The sequence below is a fragment of the Streptomyces sp. NPDC003456 genome (assembly GCF_042878735.1).
In the GTDB taxonomy this organism is placed as follows: domain Bacteria; phylum Actinomycetota; class Actinomycetes; order Streptomycetales; family Streptomycetaceae; genus Streptomyces.
The window spans coordinates 165244-183653 of record NZ_JBIAOK010000005.1 but is presented as its reverse complement, the minus strand read 5'-3'; the positions used below and the strand labels follow the sequence as shown (position 1 = coordinate 183653).

Here is an 18410-nt window from a genome sequence, read left to right as displayed (position 1 = left end):
CGGGTTTTCCTGACTCCGCCGGCTGCCTCGGCCCGGACCCCGTCATCTACACGACCGTAGAATCCGGGAACACCGGGGCGGCGGCAGACGTTGCACCGGAGACAGACCGCACCTTAAGGAGCACGTTCTTGTCCGCCAGACCGACGGACCCTCCGGGGCACAGTCCCCGACCATCCCGCCACGGCATCACTGATCGCGGCACACGGCGGGGTGGTGTTCGATGAGTGCCGCCGATGCCCTGCTGGGCCTGCTCGCCGTGTTCGTGCTGACCGCCGGCACCGGCTACTTCGTGGCCCAGGAGTTCGCCTACGTCTCCGCCGACCGGCTCACCCTCGCCCGCGAGGCCGAAGCCGGCGACCGCGGAGCCGCCCGCGCCCTGAAGGTGCTGGAGCGGCTGTCGTTCATGCTGTCGGGCGCGCAGCTCGGCATCACCGTCACCGGACTGGTCGTCGGCTTCATCGCCGAGCCGTCGGTGTCCGCCCTGCTCAGGCCCGCCCTGTCCGGCCTCGGCCTGCCCGGCGCCGCCGTCGGCGGCGTCTCGGTGGTGCTCGCGTTCGTGCTGGCCACCGTCGTGCAGATGGTGCTGGGCGAGCTGGCCCCGAAGAACCTCGCGATCGCCGTGCCGGAGCGGCTGGCGAAGGCCCTGGCCCCCTCGACGCTGGCCTACCTCAAGGTGGTCGGCCCCGTCGTCCACGTCTTCGACTCCGCGGCGAACAGGCTGCTGCGCAGGGCCGGCATCGAGCCGGTCGAGGAGCTGCACCACGGCGCCACGCTGGAGGAACTGGGCCATCTGATCGGCGAGTCGCACGAGCAGGGCGCGCTGCCCAAGGACACCGCGGCGCTGCTGGACCACGCGCTGGAGTTCTCCGAGCGCACCCTGGACGAGGTGATGGTGCCGCGCGCCGACGCCGTCTTCGTCCGCAAGGACGCCGGTGCCGGCGAGGCCATCGACCTGATCGCCCGGCACGGCCACTCCAACTACCCGGTCCTCGGTGACCACCCGGACGACGTCTCCGGGGTGCTGGGCGTGCGCGAGCTGATGGCGCTGCCCGCCTCCCGGGTCGACGGCGCGAGGGCGGGCGAGCTGGCCCGGCGGCCGCTGCTGCTGCCCGACACGCTGCCCCTGCCCGACGCGGTCGCCCGGATGCGGGAGCTGGACGACGAGTTCGCGGTCGTCCTGGACGAGCACGGGGGCGTGGCCGGCATCGTCACCTACGAGGACATCGCCGAGGAGCTGGTGGGCGACATCGCCGACGAGTCCGACACGGTCACGGCGGTCGCCGTCGCCGACGGCGACGGCTGGCTGGTGGACGCCGGCCGCCGGCTCGACGAGGTGGCCGAGGCCACCGGCGTCCGGCTGCCGGAGGACGACGACTACGACACCGTGGCCGGACTGGTCGTGGACCGGCTCGGCCGCTTCCCGACCGTGGGCGACCGCGTCACGGTCGGCCTGCCCGGCGGCGGGAGCGCACTGATCGAGGTGCGCACGCTGGACCGGCACGTCGCCGACCGCGTGCGGCTCCGTCCGCTCGTGGCGGCCGAGGAGGCCGCGGAAGCCGAGGAGACGGCGTGAGTTTCCCGATGGCGGTCTTCGTGACCGTGCTGCTGCTGATCGGCAGCGGCTTCTTCGTGGCGGCCGAGTTCGCGCTCGTCGCCGCCAAACGGCACCGCATGGAGAAGGCGGCGGCCGAGGGGCGGCGCGGTGCCGGGGCGGCCCTGGCCGGGATGCGCGAGCTGTCGCTGATGCTGGCCGGTGCCCAGCTGGGCATCACCGTGTGCACGCTGGGCCTGGGCTCGGTGTCCAAGCCGGCGATCTCCCACGAGCTGGACCCGCTGCTGCACGCCCTGGGGCTGCCCAGCGCCGTCAGCTACGGCGTGGCGTTCGCCGTCGCCATGATCGTGGTGGTGTTCCTGCACATGGTGGTCGGCGAAATGGCCCCCAAGTCGTGGGCGATCGCCCACCCCGAGCGGTCGGCCATGCTGCTGTCCCCGCCGTTCCGGGCCGTGGTGCGGGCCGTGCGCCCGCTGATCCGGCTGCTGAACCGGGTGAGCAACGGCCTGGTACGGCTGTGCCGGGTCGCGCCGCGCGACGAGCTGGCCTCGGTGCACAACCGGGAGCAGCTGACGCACCTCGTGGAGGAGTCCGAGCGGCTGGGCCTGATCAGCACGACCGACTCGGAGCTGCTGACCCGTTCCCTGACCGAGCCGGAGACGCCGGTGGCCGCGCTCAGTATCCCGGCCGCCGACATCACCTGGGTCGAGGGCGGCGCGGACGTCGAGGCGCTGCTGCGGCTGGCCGCCGAGCACGACCGTACGCGGCTCCTGGTGCGGGAGCGGGGTGCGGTGCTGGGGTCCGTGCACGCCCGGGACGCCCTGGTGGCCCGGGCCCGGGGGCGCGCCACGTCCGCCCGGGAACTGGCCCGGCCGGTGCCGGAGCTGACGGAGGCCACCACGGTGGCCGGCGCGATCGAGGTGCTGCGCCGCCGCCGCGCCTCGCTGGCGCTGGTCCGGGACGACACGGGCCGGCTGACCGGCCTGGTCACCCTGGACGACCTCCTGGCCCGCCTGATGCAACCGGCCACGGCGGCGTGACGCCCCGACGGGCCGCTCCCCCGGGCGGCCACCCGTCGCCGCACGACCGGCGCGTCGGCCCCGCGGGCCCGCATCCGACGGCCGGACGGCCGGCGGGACCTCCCGCGGGCAGGCATCCACGGCCGGACGGACGGGGGTCCTCCCTGCGGGCCGGCGTCCCTGGCCGAACGGCCGGTGAGGCCTCCCCGCAGGCCCCCGCATCCACGGCCGGACGGCCGAGGGGGCTTCCCCGCGAACGGGCACCGGGCGTCGGGCACCGGACGCCCGGCGGGCCCTCCCCGCCGACGGGCGCCCTCGCGTCTCCGAGCGCGAGGCCGGGCCGCTGCGCGTGCCGGGGTGGGCCCCGGGTCTGAACCTCCCGCGGATCTGCACATCGCAAGTCCGGGGACGCCGGCCCGGCCGGGTCGCCGCCGTCCGGTCGGCGCCGCGCGCGGAATCGGCACCGAAAGGCCCGCTTCGCGATTCCGGGTGCAACCCCTGGGAGCGCGCCGGATCGACGGGAATGGTGAACGAGTGCGGATATGGGGTGCCCGTGCGGTCACAGCGGTGAATTCCGGCGGGGAATGACACTTCGAACTGCCCCTGCCCGATTGGCCGTTCCGCTCCGGCGGGTGTTTTGATCCTGCGACATTCACGCGAAGGGAATTCCCATGGACTTCACTCCCCCGGCCACCGGCATCGAGCTCTCCGACGCGGAGCTGGAGAACGTCTCCGGCGGCAACGCCGGCGTGGGCGCCTCCGCGAGCCTGGTGGGCGGCCTGTCCACCGGCCTGGTCGAGCCGCTGACCGTCGGCGCCTGCGCCGACCTGCAGGCCGCGCTGTCGCCGCAGGGCGCCACGGCGGGCGCGCACGCGGGCGTGCACACCACCTCGCTCTGACCGCCCGACGCGAAAGGCCCCGGGACGAGCCGGTCCCGGGGCCTTTCGCGTGCCGGCACGGCACAGGCGGGCGCCGTACCCCCGTTTCACCGGGTCACACATGTGGGGATTGTGCGAAACCCGTGACGGAAATCTGCACGGGAAGGGGGTGGGTAACACCCCGGAAGGAGGTGTCGCAGACTTACTCGGGCCCTTCAGACCCCGCCCGATACAGCGATAGGAAATCCGCGGTGACGACCGAGACGACCCGTACCGAAGAACTCCCGATCTACGAAAGCCTCATACGCGAGCGCGGCGATGTCGTCGAGGAGGCCCGCGCGGTCTCCGAGGAGACCCAGCACCGGATGAGCCAGGCGCTCGCCGGTCACCCCGTGCCCGCTGAGGAGGAGCCCGCCGGGAACTGAACGCGGGCTGCCGTGCCCGCCGCCGTGCCGTACGCAGGGGGCGGGGTGCGTGCCCTCGCCGGACGCCGTCAGGACGAGGGTTCCTCGTGTGCGGTGGACAGCAGGTCCAGGGTGAGGGCGGCGGTCCAGGAGAACCGGCGTGCTCCCCGGCCCGCGCCGGTGACCGGGTCGACGTACTCGGCGAAGCCGGTTCGTCCCGCCTGCTCCAGGAAACCTTCGCGCAACTCCTCGGCGTGGGCGTGCCGGCCGTGGGTGCGCAGTCCGTGGTGGACGAGCCAGGCGGTGTTGAACCAGGCGGGGCCGCGCCAGTAGCGGGCGGGGTCGAAGGCGCGGCCGGTGAGGTCGTAGCTGGGCACCAGGCGGGTGCCCGGCGCGGTGAAGTGCTCGGAGGCCAGCGTCGCGCACAGCCGGGTGGCGATCTCGCGCGGCAGGTGGGGCACGACGAGCGGGATCAGGCCGGTGACGCCGCGTTCGGTGACGAGCGTGTCGGTGGCGAGGTCGCGGACGAGGAACTGGCCGGTGGCGCCGTCCCAGAGCCGGGTGACCAGCCGGCGGGTGAGGAGGCCGGCGCGTTCGCGGTGGTGCCGGTGGGGGCGGTCCAGGGCGCGGGCCAGGTCGGCCAGGGCGAGTTCGCTGACGATCAGCAGGGCGTTGAAGGCCGGGTCCTCCAGGGCGAAGGCGTGCCGCGCGGTGCGGTCGTCGTAGCCCGCCGCCCGGTAGTCGGCGGCCAGCCGCACGTACCGGCCGTAGTCCAGATCGGTGGGCCGGTCGGCGGGGTGGCCGTGCTGGAGGTCGGCGCGGCGGAACATGCTGGACGCGGCGGGCTCCACGCGGGTCAGGGCCCGGTCCCAGCAGGGGCTGTTGTCCATGCCGGGTTCCCACGGGTGGACGACGGCCGCGAGGCCCCCGCCGCCGAGGTCGCGGCGGGTGAGCAGGTAGTCGTGCCAGGCCTGGAGCCGGGGCAGGACGCGGGCGAGGAAGCCGCGGCGCGCGGAGAGTTCCGGGTCGGCCCGGTGGACGAGCCAGGCCGCCAGCGCGTGCACCGGGGGCTGGACGATGCCGGAGGTCTCCGGGGTGGTGGGGGCGCCGGCGGCGCGGCCGGCCCGGGACGACTGCCAGAAGTCGGGGCTCGGGAAGTAGGCGCCGTGAGGCAGATCGGAGTTGAAGACGATGTGCGGGACGCGTCCGTCGGCCCACTGCCCGGCCAGCAAGGACTCCAGTTCGCGCTGGGCGCGGCGGGCGGACAGGTGGCGCAGGCCGATCGCGACGAACGCGGAGTCCCAGCTCCACTGGTGCGGGTAGAGGGTGCGGGAGGGGACGGTGGAGGTGCCGGTCCAGTTGTCGAGCAGGACCCGCGCCGCGCCGCGCCTCAGTGTCAGCAGGCCGGGCCCTTTGGCCTGCAGGGTGTCTCCGGGCAGGAGTTGTTCCTGGGCGGCGGTCTCGGACATGTGGGCCTCTCAAGATTCCAGGACGGTCTCGAGCGCCTGGGGAGGGTGCGCACGGGGTTGCGACGACACTATCCCCAACTTATGTCTTGTCAACCAGCAGAACCGTCACCGAGATGCATGACCAGTAGACGTAAGTCGACAACGGGCACACGGCCGAACTCGCCCCCCGTCGCCGCCCGGCCCGCACGCCCGCACGCCTGCGCGCCTGCGCGCCTGCACGGCAAGGCACCCCTCCTGGAGGAACCCTTCGGCCCCGGTCCGGCGGCGGCCCGCCCCTTCACCACCCCGGCCGTGGCGACGAAGACGCCGGGCGCGCTGGGCGCCCGGCGTGGGTGGTACCTGGAGACGCTCCTGGACCGGGCCGTCACCCGCTGAGCGGGTCGTGCCCCCAGTTCATCAGGGAGTACCGCCACTTCGTGTCCCGCACGTCCCCGGAGGGCTCCTGCGCCAGGTGGCGGCGGACGTAACCGACGACCTTCCGCATGTGCTGGTAGTCGTCGTCCGTGAGGTCGCCCTTCTTGGCCCGCAGGATCTCCACGATGCGCCGGCCGGAGGCGTGCCCGGTGGACTCGCCCCCGTCCTTGTGCTGACCGGCGCCGCGCGACTCGTCCGACTCCAGCCACGTGTCCAGCTCGGCCGGCGTCATGTTCACCAGCTCACGGAACTCTTTCCAGGTCGCGTCGCGCTGACCGTCGTCCACGCCGCCTCACTTCTTCTTCTTGAGCGCGGACGGCTTGTGGACCGCGGTCCGGCCGGACTTGTCGCTGCGGACCTCGTACTGCGGGTCGTCGGGCGAGGCGTCGACCGTCCGGCCGGCCGCCTCCGTCCGTTTGGTGATCTTCCGCTCGACCTTGCCCTCGGTGGTGCTGCCGTGACTGCTCCAGGTGACCTTGTCGCCCTTCTTCGGCTTGTCGCCCTCGCTGCGGTTCTTCGCCATGCCGTGCTCCCTAGGGGTGACGTGCTGTCCCTCCAGCGTGCGGGCCGGGAGTGCACACCGCAGCTCGACGGGCGTCAGCCGGGTACCCGTGCGCGCCGCCCGCTCACGGCTCCTCCCACACGAGCGCCGTCAGCCCCGCGCCCGCGACGGTGACCGGCACCTCGGCCTGGTTCAGCAGCCGCACCCGCATGCCGCGCCCCGAGCCGAGCCGCTTGGTCAGGGGCACCACGGCGAAGGTGCCGCCGGCGGTGCCGGTGATCTCGTGGATCGGGTGGTCGGTGCGCAGCTCGTCGCCCTGGTACTCCGACATGCGCGCCTGGACCACCGCGCCCACCGGCAGGCCCTCCAGATGCAGGCTGACCGTGCCGGTGAAGCGGGCGGGCCCGCGCGCGAACACGCTGCCGCCGGAGGCGTGGCCGCCGGTCTCGTCGGCCCACTCGGCGGTGAACTCCACCGAGTCCCAGACACCGGGCCGCAGTTCGTACGGCCGGGCGACTCCGAGGTTGACGTACTGGGGCATGGGGTCCTCTCCATTCCAGCGGCCCGCGGGCAGGGCCAGGGCGTCGGCGACGTCGCGCCGGAAGTCGGCCATGTCGAACCCGCGTGGGTCGACCTTCGAGTCGCTCCACTCCAGATGGCCGATGGTGCTCTTGCGGCCCCAGCCGTGCGCGCGGCAGACGGCGGCGGTGGCCTTGACCATCGCGAGGTACTGGGCGGGCGGCCAGGGGTCCTTGCCGTCGCCCTTGTTCTCGCACTCCCAGCCGTAGAAGCGGGCGTTGCCGTCGACCGACCCGGCGGATCCGTCGTGCTCGTGCGTGGCGGGCGGGTATCTGCCGTAGGACTCGCCGATGACGGCGTCGAGCACGTCGCCGTCGCCGCCTCCGGCGTGGTTGGCCCGGCCGTTGCCGGTCAGGTGGACCACGCCATCCTTGGTGATGCAGCCGGTGGCGAGCGGGCCGGGCAGGGCGCTGTGCCCGCGGTAGATCAGCCCGACGACGTCGGTGCCCGGACCGGTGACGGTGTGATGGATCATCACACCGTGCACGGGGCCCCAAGGGCCGACGTGGTTGCGGTTGTTGGTGCGCCATCCGGGCACCTCGTGGACGGCGCAGCCCTCGGCCTTCAGCGCGGCGACGAGCCGGGCGGCGGTGAGCGGGGTGGCCATGAGCGGGTCCTCCGTTCCGGCGTGGGGGTACCGGTCTGAAGACGGTGCGAACACACCTGGGGAGCGCGTCCGCGACGGGACGCGAGAGTGGACTTGCCTGTAGTTACGTGCGATTGGGGGGATGGGTGGAACCGAGAAGGGCCGGGAGGTGTGCCGAGCCTCGTGGGGTGCGGTGCCGCGCACACGTCCGGGATGCGGTTATTCCCACAGTCCACCCCTTTGCTCACCTTCGCGGGACCGCAATCGCGAATTAGGCGCGATTACGACGCCGTCGACGGCCGCCTTGCTCGCGCGGAACACGCCCAGGGGGCCGGATGCGCACCTGTCTGCGCGCACCCGGCCCCCTGGGCGTGTTCGATTCGGCGCGGTGTGTCAGGCGCCGAGCCGGTTCACGGAGGCGTCCAGACGAGCGGCGATCTCCTCCAGTACGCGCCGCGACGGGACCTCGCCGTCCAGTTCGGTGAGGAGGTCCTCGCGGGAGGCGATCTCCAGGGCTCCTCGGTGGTCGCCGGTCTCCAGCGCCGACGCCGGGACGACCTCGGCGGCGCCCGCCACCATGACGAGGACCGGTGCGTCGGCGTCGGATTCCAGCAGGTCCTTGATCTGCTCGGGGGTGATCATGTCAGCAGCATCCTCCGTGTTCGTGACTCGTGTCCGGGCCGCCGGTCATGGCGTCCCGCCGCCCGGGCCCCGCTCCCGCCCGGCTTCCCTGCTCCCCCGGGCCGCGCGGACCGCCAGCCCGGCGCCGACGAGGAGCAGCACCAGCGCCGCGATGTTCCAGGCCCAGTCGTACGGGGTGAGGTCGACGCCGTACCGGATCTGGTGCAGGCGCAGCAGCTTGTGGTCGACGATCCCGTCGAACAGCTGGAAGGCGCCCAGGCCGAGGAGGAAGCCCGCCCAGGCGTGGGCCCGGTCGAGCGACCGGCGGCGGCGGAGATCGGCATACAGAAAGAATCCGGCCACCAGGGCCAGCAGTTCGGCACTGTGCAGCAGGCCGTCGGACAGCAGACCCACGCTGGTGGTGGAGCGGTCGTAGAAGTGGTGCCAGCCGAGGATCTGGTGGAAGACGATCTCGTCCACCGCAGCCATCACGGCGGCCCCGATCAGCGCGCAGACGGCCGCCGACCGCCGTGGCTCGGGCCGTGCGTCCGCCGAGGTGCCCGGCCGGGCCGCTCGCGTCATGGGCATCCGCCTCCGTCCGTGCGTGGGCACCGCCTGCGGCCCACCGCCGGCGGCCCGCACCGGGTACCCACCCGGCCGCGCTTCTCGCACGCACCGAGACGCGGTGCAGCCCCGCACCCGGGTCCGTCGTCCGCGGCACCGGCCCGAGGTCCTCGTCCCCGGGCTGTCCGGGCGGTCCGGGCCGTCCGGGTCGCGAGGAGGTCACCCAGCCGGTGCACGGGGCGGGCGGCGGTCACCGGAGCTCCGGCGCGGACGGGCCGGCGCCCCGGACGCGTGTCCTACCGTGCGGCGTCCCGGTCCACGGCGCCGGCCGGGACCGCCGAGGCCGGCGCGGCGGCGCGCGCGGCCTCCGCCATCAACCGGCTCCCAGACGACGTACCGCCCGGATCGCTCGCGGCGGCCATCAGCCACTCGGCCACGTCGGGGGGCGTCTGCGGCGGGACCACCAGGAGGTTCCACCGGCCCACGCGGTACGAGAGCAGCAGCAGTTCGTGCGGGTCCTGCTCCTGCTGGAACCAGCCGACCTTCATGACGCGGGCGCCGACGGGCACCTTGCGGGGAACGATGGGCCAGTGCGTGGGATTCACCGTCACGCGGGTGATCCGCCCCCACAGCGGATCCAGCACCGCGGCCAGGCGCGGGAGCTCGGCCGCCAGATCACGGGAGCGGGGCCACCAGGCACCGTCCAGCAGCGCTGGAGCGGAACCGGCGGGGACGAGTGCCAGGCGCGTGGAGGACGAGGACGGACTCTCGTCGGTCTCGGATGTCGGCGGGTGGGAAACGGTCGCTGTCATGACACGAGCCCTGCCCCGGGCCGACCGAAACCGGCCCGGCGTATTCGATCGCCGAAAACGACGCCGGCCAGGAGCAGGCGTGCGAAGAATCCTCGACACCGTCAGCCTACTCCGCACGGAGGCCGCACGGACCGGACGTCCGGCGGCACTTCGGCACACGGGCCCGTCCCCGCCGGCTCCCGCGAGCGCACGGCACCGCGATGTCGCCGGCGCACGGCGTCCCGCTCGTGCGCCGGAGGGGCCTCTACGCGTCCTGCGGTCCCCGCACCGCTCGCCCGGTGCCGGTGTCGAGCAGGATCTGCTCGGCCCGGGTGGTGCTTCCGGCGCGTACCGCCTCGGCCATGGCCGCCCGCGCGGCCTCCGGCGTCGCGTGCGGCGGCACCACGAGCAAGGAGAAGAGATCCTGCCCACCGCGGGTGATGAGCACGGTGTCGTCACCGATCGGGGAGGAGTCGATGTGGACGACCCGGTCCCCGACGGTCATGCGCGTGGGCAGCCCCTCCCAGGCGGCGGAGTCCAGGCCCACGCGCGTGACGGGCCCGAGGTGCTCGGTCAACGCGGCCAGCAGTCCGGGGAGTTCGGCGGCGACGTCCCGCGACCGCGGCCACCACGCGCCGTCGAGCGTGCCGTGCCGGTCGTGTGTCGTCTCCAGCCGCACGAGGGCCGACCCCGGCCGCACGCTCCGGTGGACGGCGTCGGGCAGGGAACCGGTCGTGTGCGCCTGGTCGGAGTCGGACATGGCATGGCCTGCTTCCCTGGACCGGAGACCGAACGGCCTCCTCCTCCCACGCTACTCCCCGCCGTCCGCCGCCGGAGCGCTCGTGCGGGCGGTCCCCGCCCGTCGCCGTGCCGGTCAGCCGTGGTCAGCCGGGTGAGTCCACCGCGGCCGCCATCAGCGACCCCGCCGTCTCCTCCGCCGTGTCCGGCGGCACCACCAGCAGATCCCAGCGCCCCTGGCCGGGAGCGAGCAGGACGACGGTGTCCGGGGCGGACGCCGCGAGGGCCCGGTGCAGCCGTACGGTCCGGTCGGCGACGAGGATCCGGTCGGGTACGCGGGACCACGTCGCCCCGCTGACGGTGACGCTCGTGATGTCGCCCCAGGCGCGCGGCAGTCCGCGGAGCAGCGCGGGCAGTTCCGCCGGCAGGTCGTACGAGCGCGGCCACCATGCCCCGTCGATGGGCCGGGGCACACCGATGCGGGGCGCGAGGCGCAGCCGGAGGGCCGGCGGGGAGGGGAGCGGGTGCGGTGGCGAGGTGGTCACGAGTGGGCTCCTGCCGTGGGTCGGGGAGTTGGATACGTCAAAGCGTCAGAGGCGACGCGCGGCGACGCGCTCGGCACTGGGCCAGCGCACGTCGTGAACCCAGCCGGCGGGTTCGAGAAGGCGGTTCACGGCTGCGGAGTTGCGCTCACCGATCAGGTGGCAGAGGGAGTTGACGCTCCAGCTGACGTGGTGGAGCAGCGCGATGCGCACGATGCCTGCCCACAGCAGGGCGGTCACGCCGCACAGCCGACTGCCGCCGATCCCCCAGCCCAGCGCGAACGGAAGGACCGGCGTGGGCAGGCACAGGCCCGGGAAAGCCCGGGCGACGGCACGGATGTCGAGGTCGGCGAGAAGGTCGGGGGCGTAACGCTCCGGCGGTGTGCGGTCGTTGCGGAACAGCCGGCCGACGTGCGCGTGCAGCACACCGCGCAACTGGCCCCGCAGACGAATGCCGTAGCGGTACGGCGAGTGCGGGTCGCCCGGCCGGTCGACCCTCATGGACGACGGCACGGGATCGGCCGGCGCGGTCGTCGTGGGCGGCGGCCCCGGAGCGGACGGCGTGAGCGTCGTCGGCGTGTGCGGAAGGGACGGCATGCGTGGGTCCTCGGCCAGGATGCGGATGGCGCGGCCGGGGTCACGGGCTGAACCAGTACGGACGGTCGGCGTGCTGTGGAGGGGCGCGAGCAGAGGGACGCGCCGGAGACGAGGCGACGGTCCGGGGCCGGTCGGTGCCGGCGCAGGAGGTGCTGCTGTCCCCCACCGTACTCCTGGCTCCCGCGGAACCGGGCAAGGCCGCCCCCGGCCCGGCGCGGCTCCGCGCCGGACGATCACCGCCCCGGACAGCGGGAGCGGTGCCAGACTGGAACGCGTGGCGGAGACGGACCGGCATCTCGACCGGCGGCTGGAGCAGGCCATCAGGGACCTGCTTCAGCGGCGTGCGGCCACTGCGTCCATCTGCCCGTCCGACGCCGCGCGCGAGGCCTACGAGGGCGACGGCGACGGCTGGCGGGCGCTGATGGACCCGGCCCGCCGGGCGGCCTGGCGCCTGGTGGAGGCGGGCGAGGTCGAGGTCACGAAGGCCGGCCGGCCCGTCACCGAGGCAGAGGCCCGCGGCCCCCTCCGCATCCGCCGCGCGGCCCCCGGCCCCGCCGACTCCGCATGACCACCCCGGCAGTCCAGGATCGCCGCACACCCCATATGAGGCGCCCTGCCTCGTCGAAGGTCAGGAAACGGCCGGTGGACGGGTTTCACTTCAGGTAGTCCAAGATCTCCGCATCACTGTCCATGAGCTCGGCCAGGACGTGGTCGACCTTCAGCTCGGCTCGGTCCTGGGCCTCACGGATGGCCTCGATGGCACGTTCCTGCTTGCTGCGGCCCTCCCGACGAGTCCGCTCGGTGAGCTTCGCGTCAAGGTCGTCGGGGAGTCGAGGTGCCATCGCCATGCAGAGTTGATACCAGGCCGGTATCAAACGGCGCGGTCGGGATGCGCTCCCGGCCCCGCGGGGCGTGGAGCCGGAAAGATCGATCCGTTCGCTGGAACCGCTGCACGGAGGGAACACGCCAAGGAACCCGCCAGACCAACGCGAGCGCAGGTCAGCGGCCCTTGGCGGTCGGCTCCAGGATCGCCACGCACTCGACGTGGTGCGTCATCGAAAACCTGTCACGGAGAGCGGCCGACGGAAAACACCAGGTCAGCAGGATGCGTGGCGCGTGTGAGCAGGCTGTCAGAGCCTCAGAGCGTCAAACGAGCGTCACCCCTAAGGCGCCCGCTTGCCCAGTTGCCGGTGTACGAGCGGCCCTCTGGGCGGGGGCCGCTGATCACCCGGAGGATGTCTCGGGTCCCAGCTCCACGACACGGATGAAGACTGCGGGCTCGGCACCCTCAGCGGAGTATCTGTACTCCCGGTCGCTTGCCAGCCGTGCGCTTGCCCCGGGGCCCAGTCGGACGATTCGGTCACCCACGGTGAGCACGAGCGTGCCTGACTTGACCAGGAAGAGTTCTTCGGAGCCAAAAGGGTCAGGGTTGGCGTCGTAGCGGTCGCCGGGCTGGAGGGTCCACTCCCACAGTTCCGGGCCGCCGACCCGGGCGCTTCCGACATGCAGAAGCCCGCGGCTGCCGGTGTTGCTCTCCCAGACCTGCACCGGCCGGTCCGGAACGTGCACGGGGTCGCCCTGGACATTGCCCAGCAGGCTGGTGAAGTCCGTGCCCAGTGCACGGGCGATCTTGTCGACGGAGACCAGGCTGGGATTGGCACCGCCCTGCTCGATCATGGTGAGCATGCGTCGGCTGAGGCCGGCCCGATCGGCGAGTGCCTGCACCGTCAGCCCAGCTGCCCGCCGGCGCGCGCGGACCTGCTGGCCGACCTTGGCCAGGAAGTCGCCGCTCGGCCCCTGCGCTTCGTCCTTGCCTTCCGCACTGTCCTCGACGCGCATGATCTCACCCTTGCGTATTATATTGCTCAGCGTGGTCAATGATATCCCGGTCATGGCAGAACCTCCTGCCCTTCCGGTGGAGAAGGTACTCGAGGCGTTGCGCATCGCGTTCACCGATCTCGTCCAGCGCAGAGCGGTGCAGCCTGCGCAGACGCTCACCCCGCTGGTGGGCGGCGGAGACGTCATCGCCTATCAGGGCGTCCTTGAGGGCGTGTACGGGGTGAAGGTGTCGCCGTACCTCCCTCAGGCGCATGGCGGTCCCGTCGTGAGCGCGTGGACTCTGTTGCTCAGCACCGGCACGGGGCAGCCGTTGCTGCTCGTCGACTCCGCGGAGCTGACCGCGGTGCGGACAGCGGCGACGACCGCCCTCGCGGTGGACCTACTGGCCCGACGGGAGGCCGACACGCTGGCGGTCGTCGGTGCCGGTCCCCTCGCGCGTGCGCATTTGCGGTACGCGCGCGCCGTACGGTCGTTCGCGGACGTGCGGGTGTATTCGCCGGCTGTGGCCGAGGGCCGTCGGGCCGCCGGCTTCGACGACGGAGTGCGGCTTGCCTCCAGCGTTGACGAGGCGGTGTCGGGCGCCCATGTCGTACTGCTGTGCACGAGCGCTGCGCGCCCGCTGCTGGATGCCGCGGTTCTGCCCGCGGAGACATTGGTGACCTCGATCAGCACCAACGCCCCTCGTGCTCACGAGATCGATCCGCAGGCGCTGAACAAGCTCGATGTCTACGGCGACCATCGCCCGACCGTGGCCGGTGCTGCGGGGGAGATGGTCCTTGCCGCCGAGGCCGGGGTGTGGGATCCGTCGATGCTGCGAGGTGATCTTTCGGAATTGCTCACAGGCGGGTGTCCGCCGCCGAGCGGCCGGCGGCCGGTGTTCTTCCGCTCGGTCGGCCTGGGGATCGAGGACGTGGCGGTGGCACGCTTGCTGATCGAGGGCTGAAAGACCCGGCCGCCAGGCCGGTTTGCCGGTGTGGCGGCCGGGCGAGGGCGAGGCGTGGCGGTTGTCCGGAGCCGGGTCCGGTTGTGGTCAGCAGTGGCGGAGGAATCGGTGCAGCACGTCGGCGCCGAAGCGCAGCGCGTCGAGGGGTACCCGCTCGTCCACGCCATGGAACATGGCGCCGAAGTCGAAGCCGGCGGGGAGCCGCAGGGGTGCGAAACCGTAGCCGGCGATTCCCAGGGGTGCGAAGGAGGCGTTGTCGGTGGAGGCGGAGGAGCAGTACGGCACGATCGTGGCCGTGGGGTCCTCGGCTCGCAGTGCGGCGTTCATGGCGCTCAAGAGGACGTCGTCGGGGTCGGATTCGTCGGCGGGCGTGAGGTCGATGACGTCCGCCTGGACGGCCGGGCCGACCAGTTCGGTGACCCGGCCGAGGAACTCCTCGGCGAATCCGGGAACGAAGCGCCCGTCGACCAGGGCCTCTGCCTCGCCCGGCACCACGTTGATCGACGAGCCGGCCCGCAGCACGGTGGGGTTGGCGACGTGGCGCAGCGAGGACGTGAGCAGTGCGGCCACCGGGGCCAGGACGGTGTCGGCCAGGGCAGGCTGATCGGTGCTGATGTCCAGGCGCGTGAGGGCGGAGATCTGCTCGACCGTTCGAGCGGAGGTGGGCGTGAGCCTGAGCGGCCAGTCCTCCTCGGCCAGCCGGTGCACGGCGGCCGACAGCTGTGCGACCGCGGACCGCGGATGCGTCAGGGAAGCGTGCCCGGCCGCGCCCCGTGCTCTGAGTCGCAGCCAGGCGACGCCCTTGCGGCCTGTTTCGATCATGTACAGACGCGTCGCGGGGTCCACCGAGACGGAGAAGCCGCCCACCTCGCTGACCGCCTGGTTGCAGTCGGTTATCAGGTCGCGGTGCTCCTGGGCCAGCCATCGTGACCCGAGGTGGCAGCCGGCTTCTTCGTCCGCGAGGAAGGCGAGAACGAGGTCCCGGGACGGAGGGGTGTTCTCACGGGCCATCTTCCGTACGGCCGTGAGAGTCATGGCGATCATGTTCTTCATGTCGACTGCCCCTCTGCCCCAGAGGCATCCCTTGCGGATCTCGCCGGCGAAGGGGTCCAGCGACCACTCATGGCGTCGGGCCGGCACCGTGTCGAGGTGGCCGTGCACCAGGAGGGCGGGCCGTGCGGGGTCCGTACCGGCAATGCGAGCCACCAGGTTGGCTCGCCGGGGCGAGCTCTCCAGCACCTGGCTCTCGATGCCCGCTTCAGCGAGGCGGGCGGCCACGTACTCGGCGGCCCGGCGCTCGCCCGGGCCGAGTCCGTCACCGGCATTGCTGGTGTCGATGCGAATGAGGTCGCGGCACAACTCCACCACCTCATCCGCGTCGCCCGTGTTCTTCTCGGGGTGCACAGGCCGGTTCACAGGACCTTCGACAGGAAGGCGCGGGTGCGCTCGTGCGCGGGGTCGCCGAGGACGGCGTCGGGGTCGCCGTGCTCAATGACCCGGCCACCGTCCAGGAAGGCGACCTGGTCGGCGACTTCGCCCGCGAAGCCCATCTCGTGGGTCACCACGATCATCGTCATCCCGGTGTCGGCCAAGTCCCGCATGACGCTGAGGACTTCCCCGACCAGTTCGGGATCGAGTGCGGAGGTGGGTTCGTCGAAGAGCAAGAGTTCGGGCCGCATGGCCAGCGCACGGGCGATGGCGACGCGCTGCTGCTGTCCACCGGAGAGCTGGGCGGGGTAGTGGTGTTCACGACCGGACAGCCCGACCCGGGCGAGCAGTTCCCGGGCCCGGCTCTCGGCCTCTTCCTTGGACTCGCGCAGCACGCGGCGCGGGGCCTCTGTGATGTTCTGAAGGGCCGTGAGGTGGGGGAAGAGGTTGAATCGCTGGAAGACCATGCCGATGCGGCTGCGGTGCCGGGCGATGTCCTTCTCGTTCAGTTCGTGCAGGACGTTCCCTTCCTGCCGGTAGCCGACCAGTTCGCCGCCGACCTGGAGCCTCCCGGAGTCGATGCGCTCCAGGTGGTTCACGCAGCGGAGGAAGGTGCTCTTTCCGGATCCGCTGGGCCCCAGAAGACAGGTCACCTCGCCCCTGTGCACAGTGAGGTCGACTTCCTTGAGGATCTCGGTGCGGCCGAACCGTTTGCCGACCTTGTCGGCGACGACCATGGGGGTGTTCATACGGTGCTCCGGGAACGCGGGTGGGTGGAGGCCGGCGCGTGGCCGCGGCCGTAGCGCTTCTCCAGGCGGCTCTGGGCGAGGGACAGGACGGCGGTCAGCAGCAGGTACCACAGGGAGGCGACCACCAGCAGCGGGATCACCTTGTAGTTCTGTGAGTACACCTGCTGGAGGTTGGTCATGAGGTCATTGCCGGCGATGACCGAGACCAGGGAGGTGGTCTTGAGCATGTTGACCACCTCGTTGCCCATGGGGGGCACGATCACACGCATGGCCTGGGGCAGGACGATGCGGTGCATGGTGGCCGCGGGGCTCAGCCCGAGGGCGCAGGCCGCTTCGCTCTGACCGGGGTCGACCGACTGGATGCCGGAGCGGACGATTTCCGAGGCGTAGGCGGCCTCGTTGAGGCCCAGGGCGAGGATCGCGGCCGTGGTCGCGGAGATGAGAGCGGACGTCGGCGCTGAGTAGAACACCACGTCGGTGAACGGGATGCCGATGGTCACCTTCGGGAAGAAGGCGCCGATGAACCCCCAGAAGATGATCTGCACGAGCAGCGGGGTGCCGCGGAAGAGCGTCGTGTAACCGGCCGCGACCGCCCGCAGCACATAGTTGTCCGACAGGGCCATCACGGCGAGCGCCGTTCCTCCCACGAGCCCGATCAGCATGCTGATCACGGTCAGGTAGAAGGTGACCCACACGCCCTTCAGGGTCAGCTGGGCGAACAGGTAGGCGCCCACGGTCGGCCAGTCAAGGTTGGGGTTGGCCACGAACGACCAGGTGATGCCCGCGGTCACACCACCCACGAGGACGGCGGCGAAGGTGCGGCCGCGGCGCCGCAGCCGCCGCACAGTGAGCTGTTCCCTTGCCGGGACGACGAGTTCGAGGGGGGAGTCATTGTTGGTGGTGGACATGGCACTCACCCCTGGGCCTGGTTGACGACGGCCTTGCCGATGGCGATGCCCGAAGCGCCGTACCGGGCGAGGATGCGGTCATAGGTGCCGTCGTCGATGAGTGCCTGGAGGGCCAGCCGGATGGCCTCGCGCAGCTTCGGCTGTCCTTTGGGGACGCCGATGCCGGTCAGCGAACTCTGGTATCCGTTGGGGGCTTTCGGGTCCTTGACGACCTCGTACGGGGACGCCGGGTCCTGCCGGACGGCGTAGCCGAGCGCGGGCAGGTCGCCGGCCACCACCTTGACGGTTCCCGTTTTCAGGGCGAGCTGGGCGTCGGAGAACTGCGGGAACGTCTTGACCTGGACGGCAGGCTTGCCGGCCTTCGCGCACGCGGCACTCTGCTGCTGCAGCAGGACGACCTGAGCGCTGCCCTTCTGCGCGGCCACCTGCACGCCGCACAGATCGTGCAGCGTCCCGATGCCGTCGGCCTTGCCCTTGAGGACGAGCAGTGCCGAGCCCGAGCGGCTGTAGTTGACGAAGTCGACAGTCCGCTCCCGCTCCCTTGTGTCGAAGAGAGCTGCCATGAGCAAGTCGTACTTACCGGCCTGCAGGCCCGGGAACAGACCGTCGTAGGGCTGCTGGGAGAAGACGAAGGGCACGCCCAGCTTCTGGCCGATGGCCTTGCCGAGGTCGATTTCCAGGCCGGTGAGGTCCTTGCTTCCGGCGGAGGTGAACATCTCGTACGGGGCGTAGGGGGCGTTGGTCGCGACGTGAATCCGGCCGGCCGTGCGGTACTTCTCCGGCACCAGGGCCTGCAGTGCCGGGTCCGCCTCGGCTGTGGGCATGGGGGATTCGGTTGCCGGGCTCGCAGAGCCGGACACGGGCGGGTTGGAGCAGGCACCAAGGGTGAGGACCAGCGCTGCGGTGGCCATCGCCGGGATGGCGCGCGGGTTGCGTCTGCTGCCGCGGACGGCGGCGCGGGTGAACGAGGACATCGCGGTCTCCTGAGAGGACTGAGACAAATGACGGGCGGCATGCCGCGCTCTCGTGCATGTGCGGGGAGCGGTCAGCCCTCTGACGGTGATCACCCGTACAGGACTGGGCATCGGGCGCGTCCGGACCGAGACGCCACTGGATCCAGCCGACGAATGTCCGTTGCGCAATAGGGGCAACATACTTCCCTTTCAGGGCCGTCGGAAGACCTAGAGGGAGAGAAAGGTCTCACGGCAGGGGGGCCGCAACCGTGCCGGACCACACCTCTGGTGCCTCACGACGGGGCGAGACGCTCGCCCCAAAGGTACTTTGAGC

23 protein-coding genes are annotated in these 18410 nt (G+C 72.0%); 7 read left to right on the top strand and 16 right to left on the bottom strand.

Annotated elements, in window-relative coordinates:
- Positions 1 to 220 precede the first annotated feature (220 nt).
- The 4 genes from ACFYWG_RS21865 to ACFYWG_RS21850 all read left to right on the top strand — a co-directional run bounded on the left by ACFYWG_RS21865 (position 221) and on the right by ACFYWG_RS21850 (position 3874).
- Positions 221 to 1573, top strand: coding sequence for a hemolysin family protein (locus ACFYWG_RS21865; protein ID WP_383508250.1), 1353 nt, complete (start codon positions 221 to 223; stop codon positions 1571 to 1573).
- Positions 1570 to 2592 (top strand): hemolysin family protein, encoded by a 1023-nt coding sequence (locus tag ACFYWG_RS21860; RefSeq protein ID WP_383508247.1) that lies wholly within the window; start codon positions 1570 to 1572, stop codon positions 2590 to 2592. Before ACFYWG_RS21865 ends, ACFYWG_RS21860 begins: the two co-directional genes overlap by 4 nt.
- A 650-nt stretch (positions 2593 to 3242) precedes the next feature.
- Positions 3243 to 3470 (top strand): hypothetical protein, encoded by a 228-nt coding sequence (locus tag ACFYWG_RS21855; RefSeq protein ID WP_389202958.1) that lies wholly within the window; start codon positions 3243 to 3245, stop codon positions 3468 to 3470.
- Between the two features lie 230 nt (positions 3471 to 3700).
- A complete protein-coding gene (locus ACFYWG_RS21850; protein ID WP_376334033.1) occupies positions 3701 to 3874 on the top strand; it encodes a hypothetical protein in 174 nt (57 codons plus the stop codon).
- A 68-nt stretch (positions 3875 to 3942) separates the two neighbouring features.
- On the opposite strand, the gene ACFYWG_RS21845 is transcribed toward ACFYWG_RS21850, so the two are convergent.
- Complete coding sequence (locus ACFYWG_RS21845) at positions 3943 to 5322, bottom strand: trehalase family glycosidase (RefSeq protein ID WP_389202956.1); 1380 nt, start codon at positions 5320 to 5322, stop codon at positions 3943 to 3945.
- 117 nt (positions 5323 to 5439) lie between these two features.
- On the opposite strand from ACFYWG_RS21845, the gene ACFYWG_RS21840 reads away from it, so the two are divergent.
- Positions 5440 to 5697 (top strand): hypothetical protein, encoded by a 258-nt coding sequence (locus tag ACFYWG_RS21840; protein ID WP_389202954.1) that lies wholly within the window; start codon positions 5440 to 5442, stop codon positions 5695 to 5697.
- Here the strand turns inward: ACFYWG_RS21840 and ACFYWG_RS21835 are convergent.
- From ACFYWG_RS21835 to ACFYWG_RS21795, 9 genes are all read right to left on the bottom strand, one after another.
- Positions 5687 to 6022, bottom strand: a complete 336-nt coding sequence (locus ACFYWG_RS21835; RefSeq protein ID WP_376334039.1) for a DUF3140 domain-containing protein — start codon at positions 6020 to 6022, stop codon at positions 5687 to 5689. The genes ACFYWG_RS21840 and ACFYWG_RS21835 overlap by 11 nt on opposite strands.
- A 6-nt stretch (positions 6023 to 6028) precedes the next feature.
- Positions 6029 to 6259: a DUF2945 domain-containing protein gene (locus ACFYWG_RS21830; RefSeq protein WP_389202952.1), complete on the bottom strand. Its 231-nt coding sequence runs from the start codon at positions 6257 to 6259 to the stop codon at positions 6029 to 6031.
- 103 nt (positions 6260 to 6362) lie between these two features.
- On the bottom strand, positions 6363 to 7424 hold the full coding sequence (locus ACFYWG_RS21825) for an N-acetylmuramoyl-L-alanine amidase (RefSeq protein WP_376334043.1): 1062 nt from the start codon (positions 7422 to 7424) through the stop codon (positions 6363 to 6365).
- 372 nt (positions 7425 to 7796) lie between these two features.
- Positions 7797 to 8045 carry a hypothetical protein gene (locus ACFYWG_RS21820; RefSeq protein WP_389202949.1) on the bottom strand — a complete coding sequence of 83 codons (249 nt, stop codon included), beginning with the start codon at positions 8043 to 8045 and terminating at the stop codon, positions 7797 to 7799.
- A gap of 45 nt (positions 8046 to 8090) precedes the next feature.
- Entirely contained in the window at positions 8091 to 8606 is a 516-nt protein-coding gene (locus tag ACFYWG_RS21815) for a DUF2243 domain-containing protein (RefSeq protein ID WP_389202947.1), read from the bottom strand.
- 278 nt (positions 8607 to 8884) lie between these two features.
- Positions 8885 to 9400, bottom strand: a complete 516-nt coding sequence (locus ACFYWG_RS21810; RefSeq protein ID WP_389202945.1) for a DUF5994 family protein — start codon at positions 9398 to 9400, stop codon at positions 8885 to 8887.
- A 244-nt stretch (positions 9401 to 9644) separates the two neighbouring features.
- Positions 9645 to 10139, bottom strand: coding sequence for a DUF5994 family protein (locus ACFYWG_RS21805; protein WP_383508221.1), 495 nt, complete (start codon positions 10137 to 10139; stop codon positions 9645 to 9647).
- A gap of 124 nt (positions 10140 to 10263) precedes the next feature.
- A complete protein-coding gene (locus ACFYWG_RS21800) occupies positions 10264 to 10662 on the bottom strand; it encodes a DUF5994 family protein (RefSeq protein WP_389202943.1) in 399 nt (132 codons plus the stop codon).
- 45 nt (positions 10663 to 10707) lie between these two features.
- On the bottom strand, positions 10708 to 11256 hold the full coding sequence (locus tag ACFYWG_RS21795; RefSeq protein WP_389202941.1) for a hypothetical protein: 549 nt from the start codon (positions 11254 to 11256) through the stop codon (positions 10708 to 10710).
- 274 nt (positions 11257 to 11530) lie between these two features.
- Here ACFYWG_RS21795 and ACFYWG_RS21790 point away from each other — a divergent pair, with 274 nt between their 5' ends.
- On the top strand, positions 11531 to 11824 hold the full coding sequence (locus ACFYWG_RS21790) for a DUF3253 domain-containing protein (protein ID WP_389202939.1): 294 nt from the start codon (positions 11531 to 11533) through the stop codon (positions 11822 to 11824).
- An 85-nt stretch (positions 11825 to 11909) separates the two neighbouring features.
- On the opposite strand, the gene ACFYWG_RS21785 is transcribed toward ACFYWG_RS21790, so the two are convergent.
- Entirely contained in the window at positions 11910 to 12104 is a 195-nt protein-coding gene (locus tag ACFYWG_RS21785; RefSeq protein WP_389202937.1) for a hypothetical protein, read from the bottom strand.
- A 376-nt stretch (positions 12105 to 12480) separates the two neighbouring features.
- Positions 12481 to 13149, bottom strand: a complete 669-nt coding sequence (locus tag ACFYWG_RS21780) for a helix-turn-helix domain-containing protein (protein ID WP_385417725.1) — start codon at positions 13147 to 13149, stop codon at positions 12481 to 12483.
- Here ACFYWG_RS21780 and ACFYWG_RS21775 point away from each other — a divergent pair.
- Positions 13127 to 14038, top strand: coding sequence for an ornithine cyclodeaminase family protein (locus ACFYWG_RS21775; RefSeq protein ID WP_385417728.1), 912 nt, complete (start codon positions 13127 to 13129; stop codon positions 14036 to 14038). The genes ACFYWG_RS21780 and ACFYWG_RS21775 overlap by 23 nt on opposite strands.
- Before the next feature lie 87 nt (positions 14039 to 14125).
- Here the strand turns inward: ACFYWG_RS21775 and ACFYWG_RS21770 are convergent, their stop codons facing one another.
- From ACFYWG_RS21770 to ACFYWG_RS21755, 4 genes are read right to left on the bottom strand one after another with little or no spacing between them, the layout of a single operon-like run.
- Positions 14126 to 15454, bottom strand: a complete 1329-nt coding sequence (locus ACFYWG_RS21770; RefSeq protein WP_385417730.1) for a M20/M25/M40 family metallo-hydrolase — start codon at positions 15452 to 15454, stop codon at positions 14126 to 14128.
- The gene (locus ACFYWG_RS21765) at positions 15451 to 16215 is read right to left on the bottom strand and encodes an amino acid ABC transporter ATP-binding protein (protein ID WP_385417733.1); all 765 of its coding nucleotides are present in this window, start codon (positions 16213 to 16215) and stop codon (positions 15451 to 15453) included. Before ACFYWG_RS21765 ends, ACFYWG_RS21770 begins: the two co-directional genes overlap by 4 nt.
- The gene (locus tag ACFYWG_RS21760; RefSeq protein WP_385417736.1) at positions 16212 to 17123 is read right to left on the bottom strand and encodes an amino acid ABC transporter permease; all 912 of its coding nucleotides are present in this window, start codon (positions 17121 to 17123) and stop codon (positions 16212 to 16214) included. The genes ACFYWG_RS21765 and ACFYWG_RS21760 overlap by 4 nt, the downstream gene beginning before the upstream one ends.
- A 5-nt stretch (positions 17124 to 17128) precedes the next feature.
- Positions 17129 to 18097 (bottom strand): ABC transporter substrate-binding protein, encoded by a 969-nt coding sequence (locus ACFYWG_RS21755; RefSeq protein ID WP_389202932.1) that lies wholly within the window; start codon positions 18095 to 18097, stop codon positions 17129 to 17131.
- Positions 18098 to 18410 lie beyond the last annotated feature (313 nt).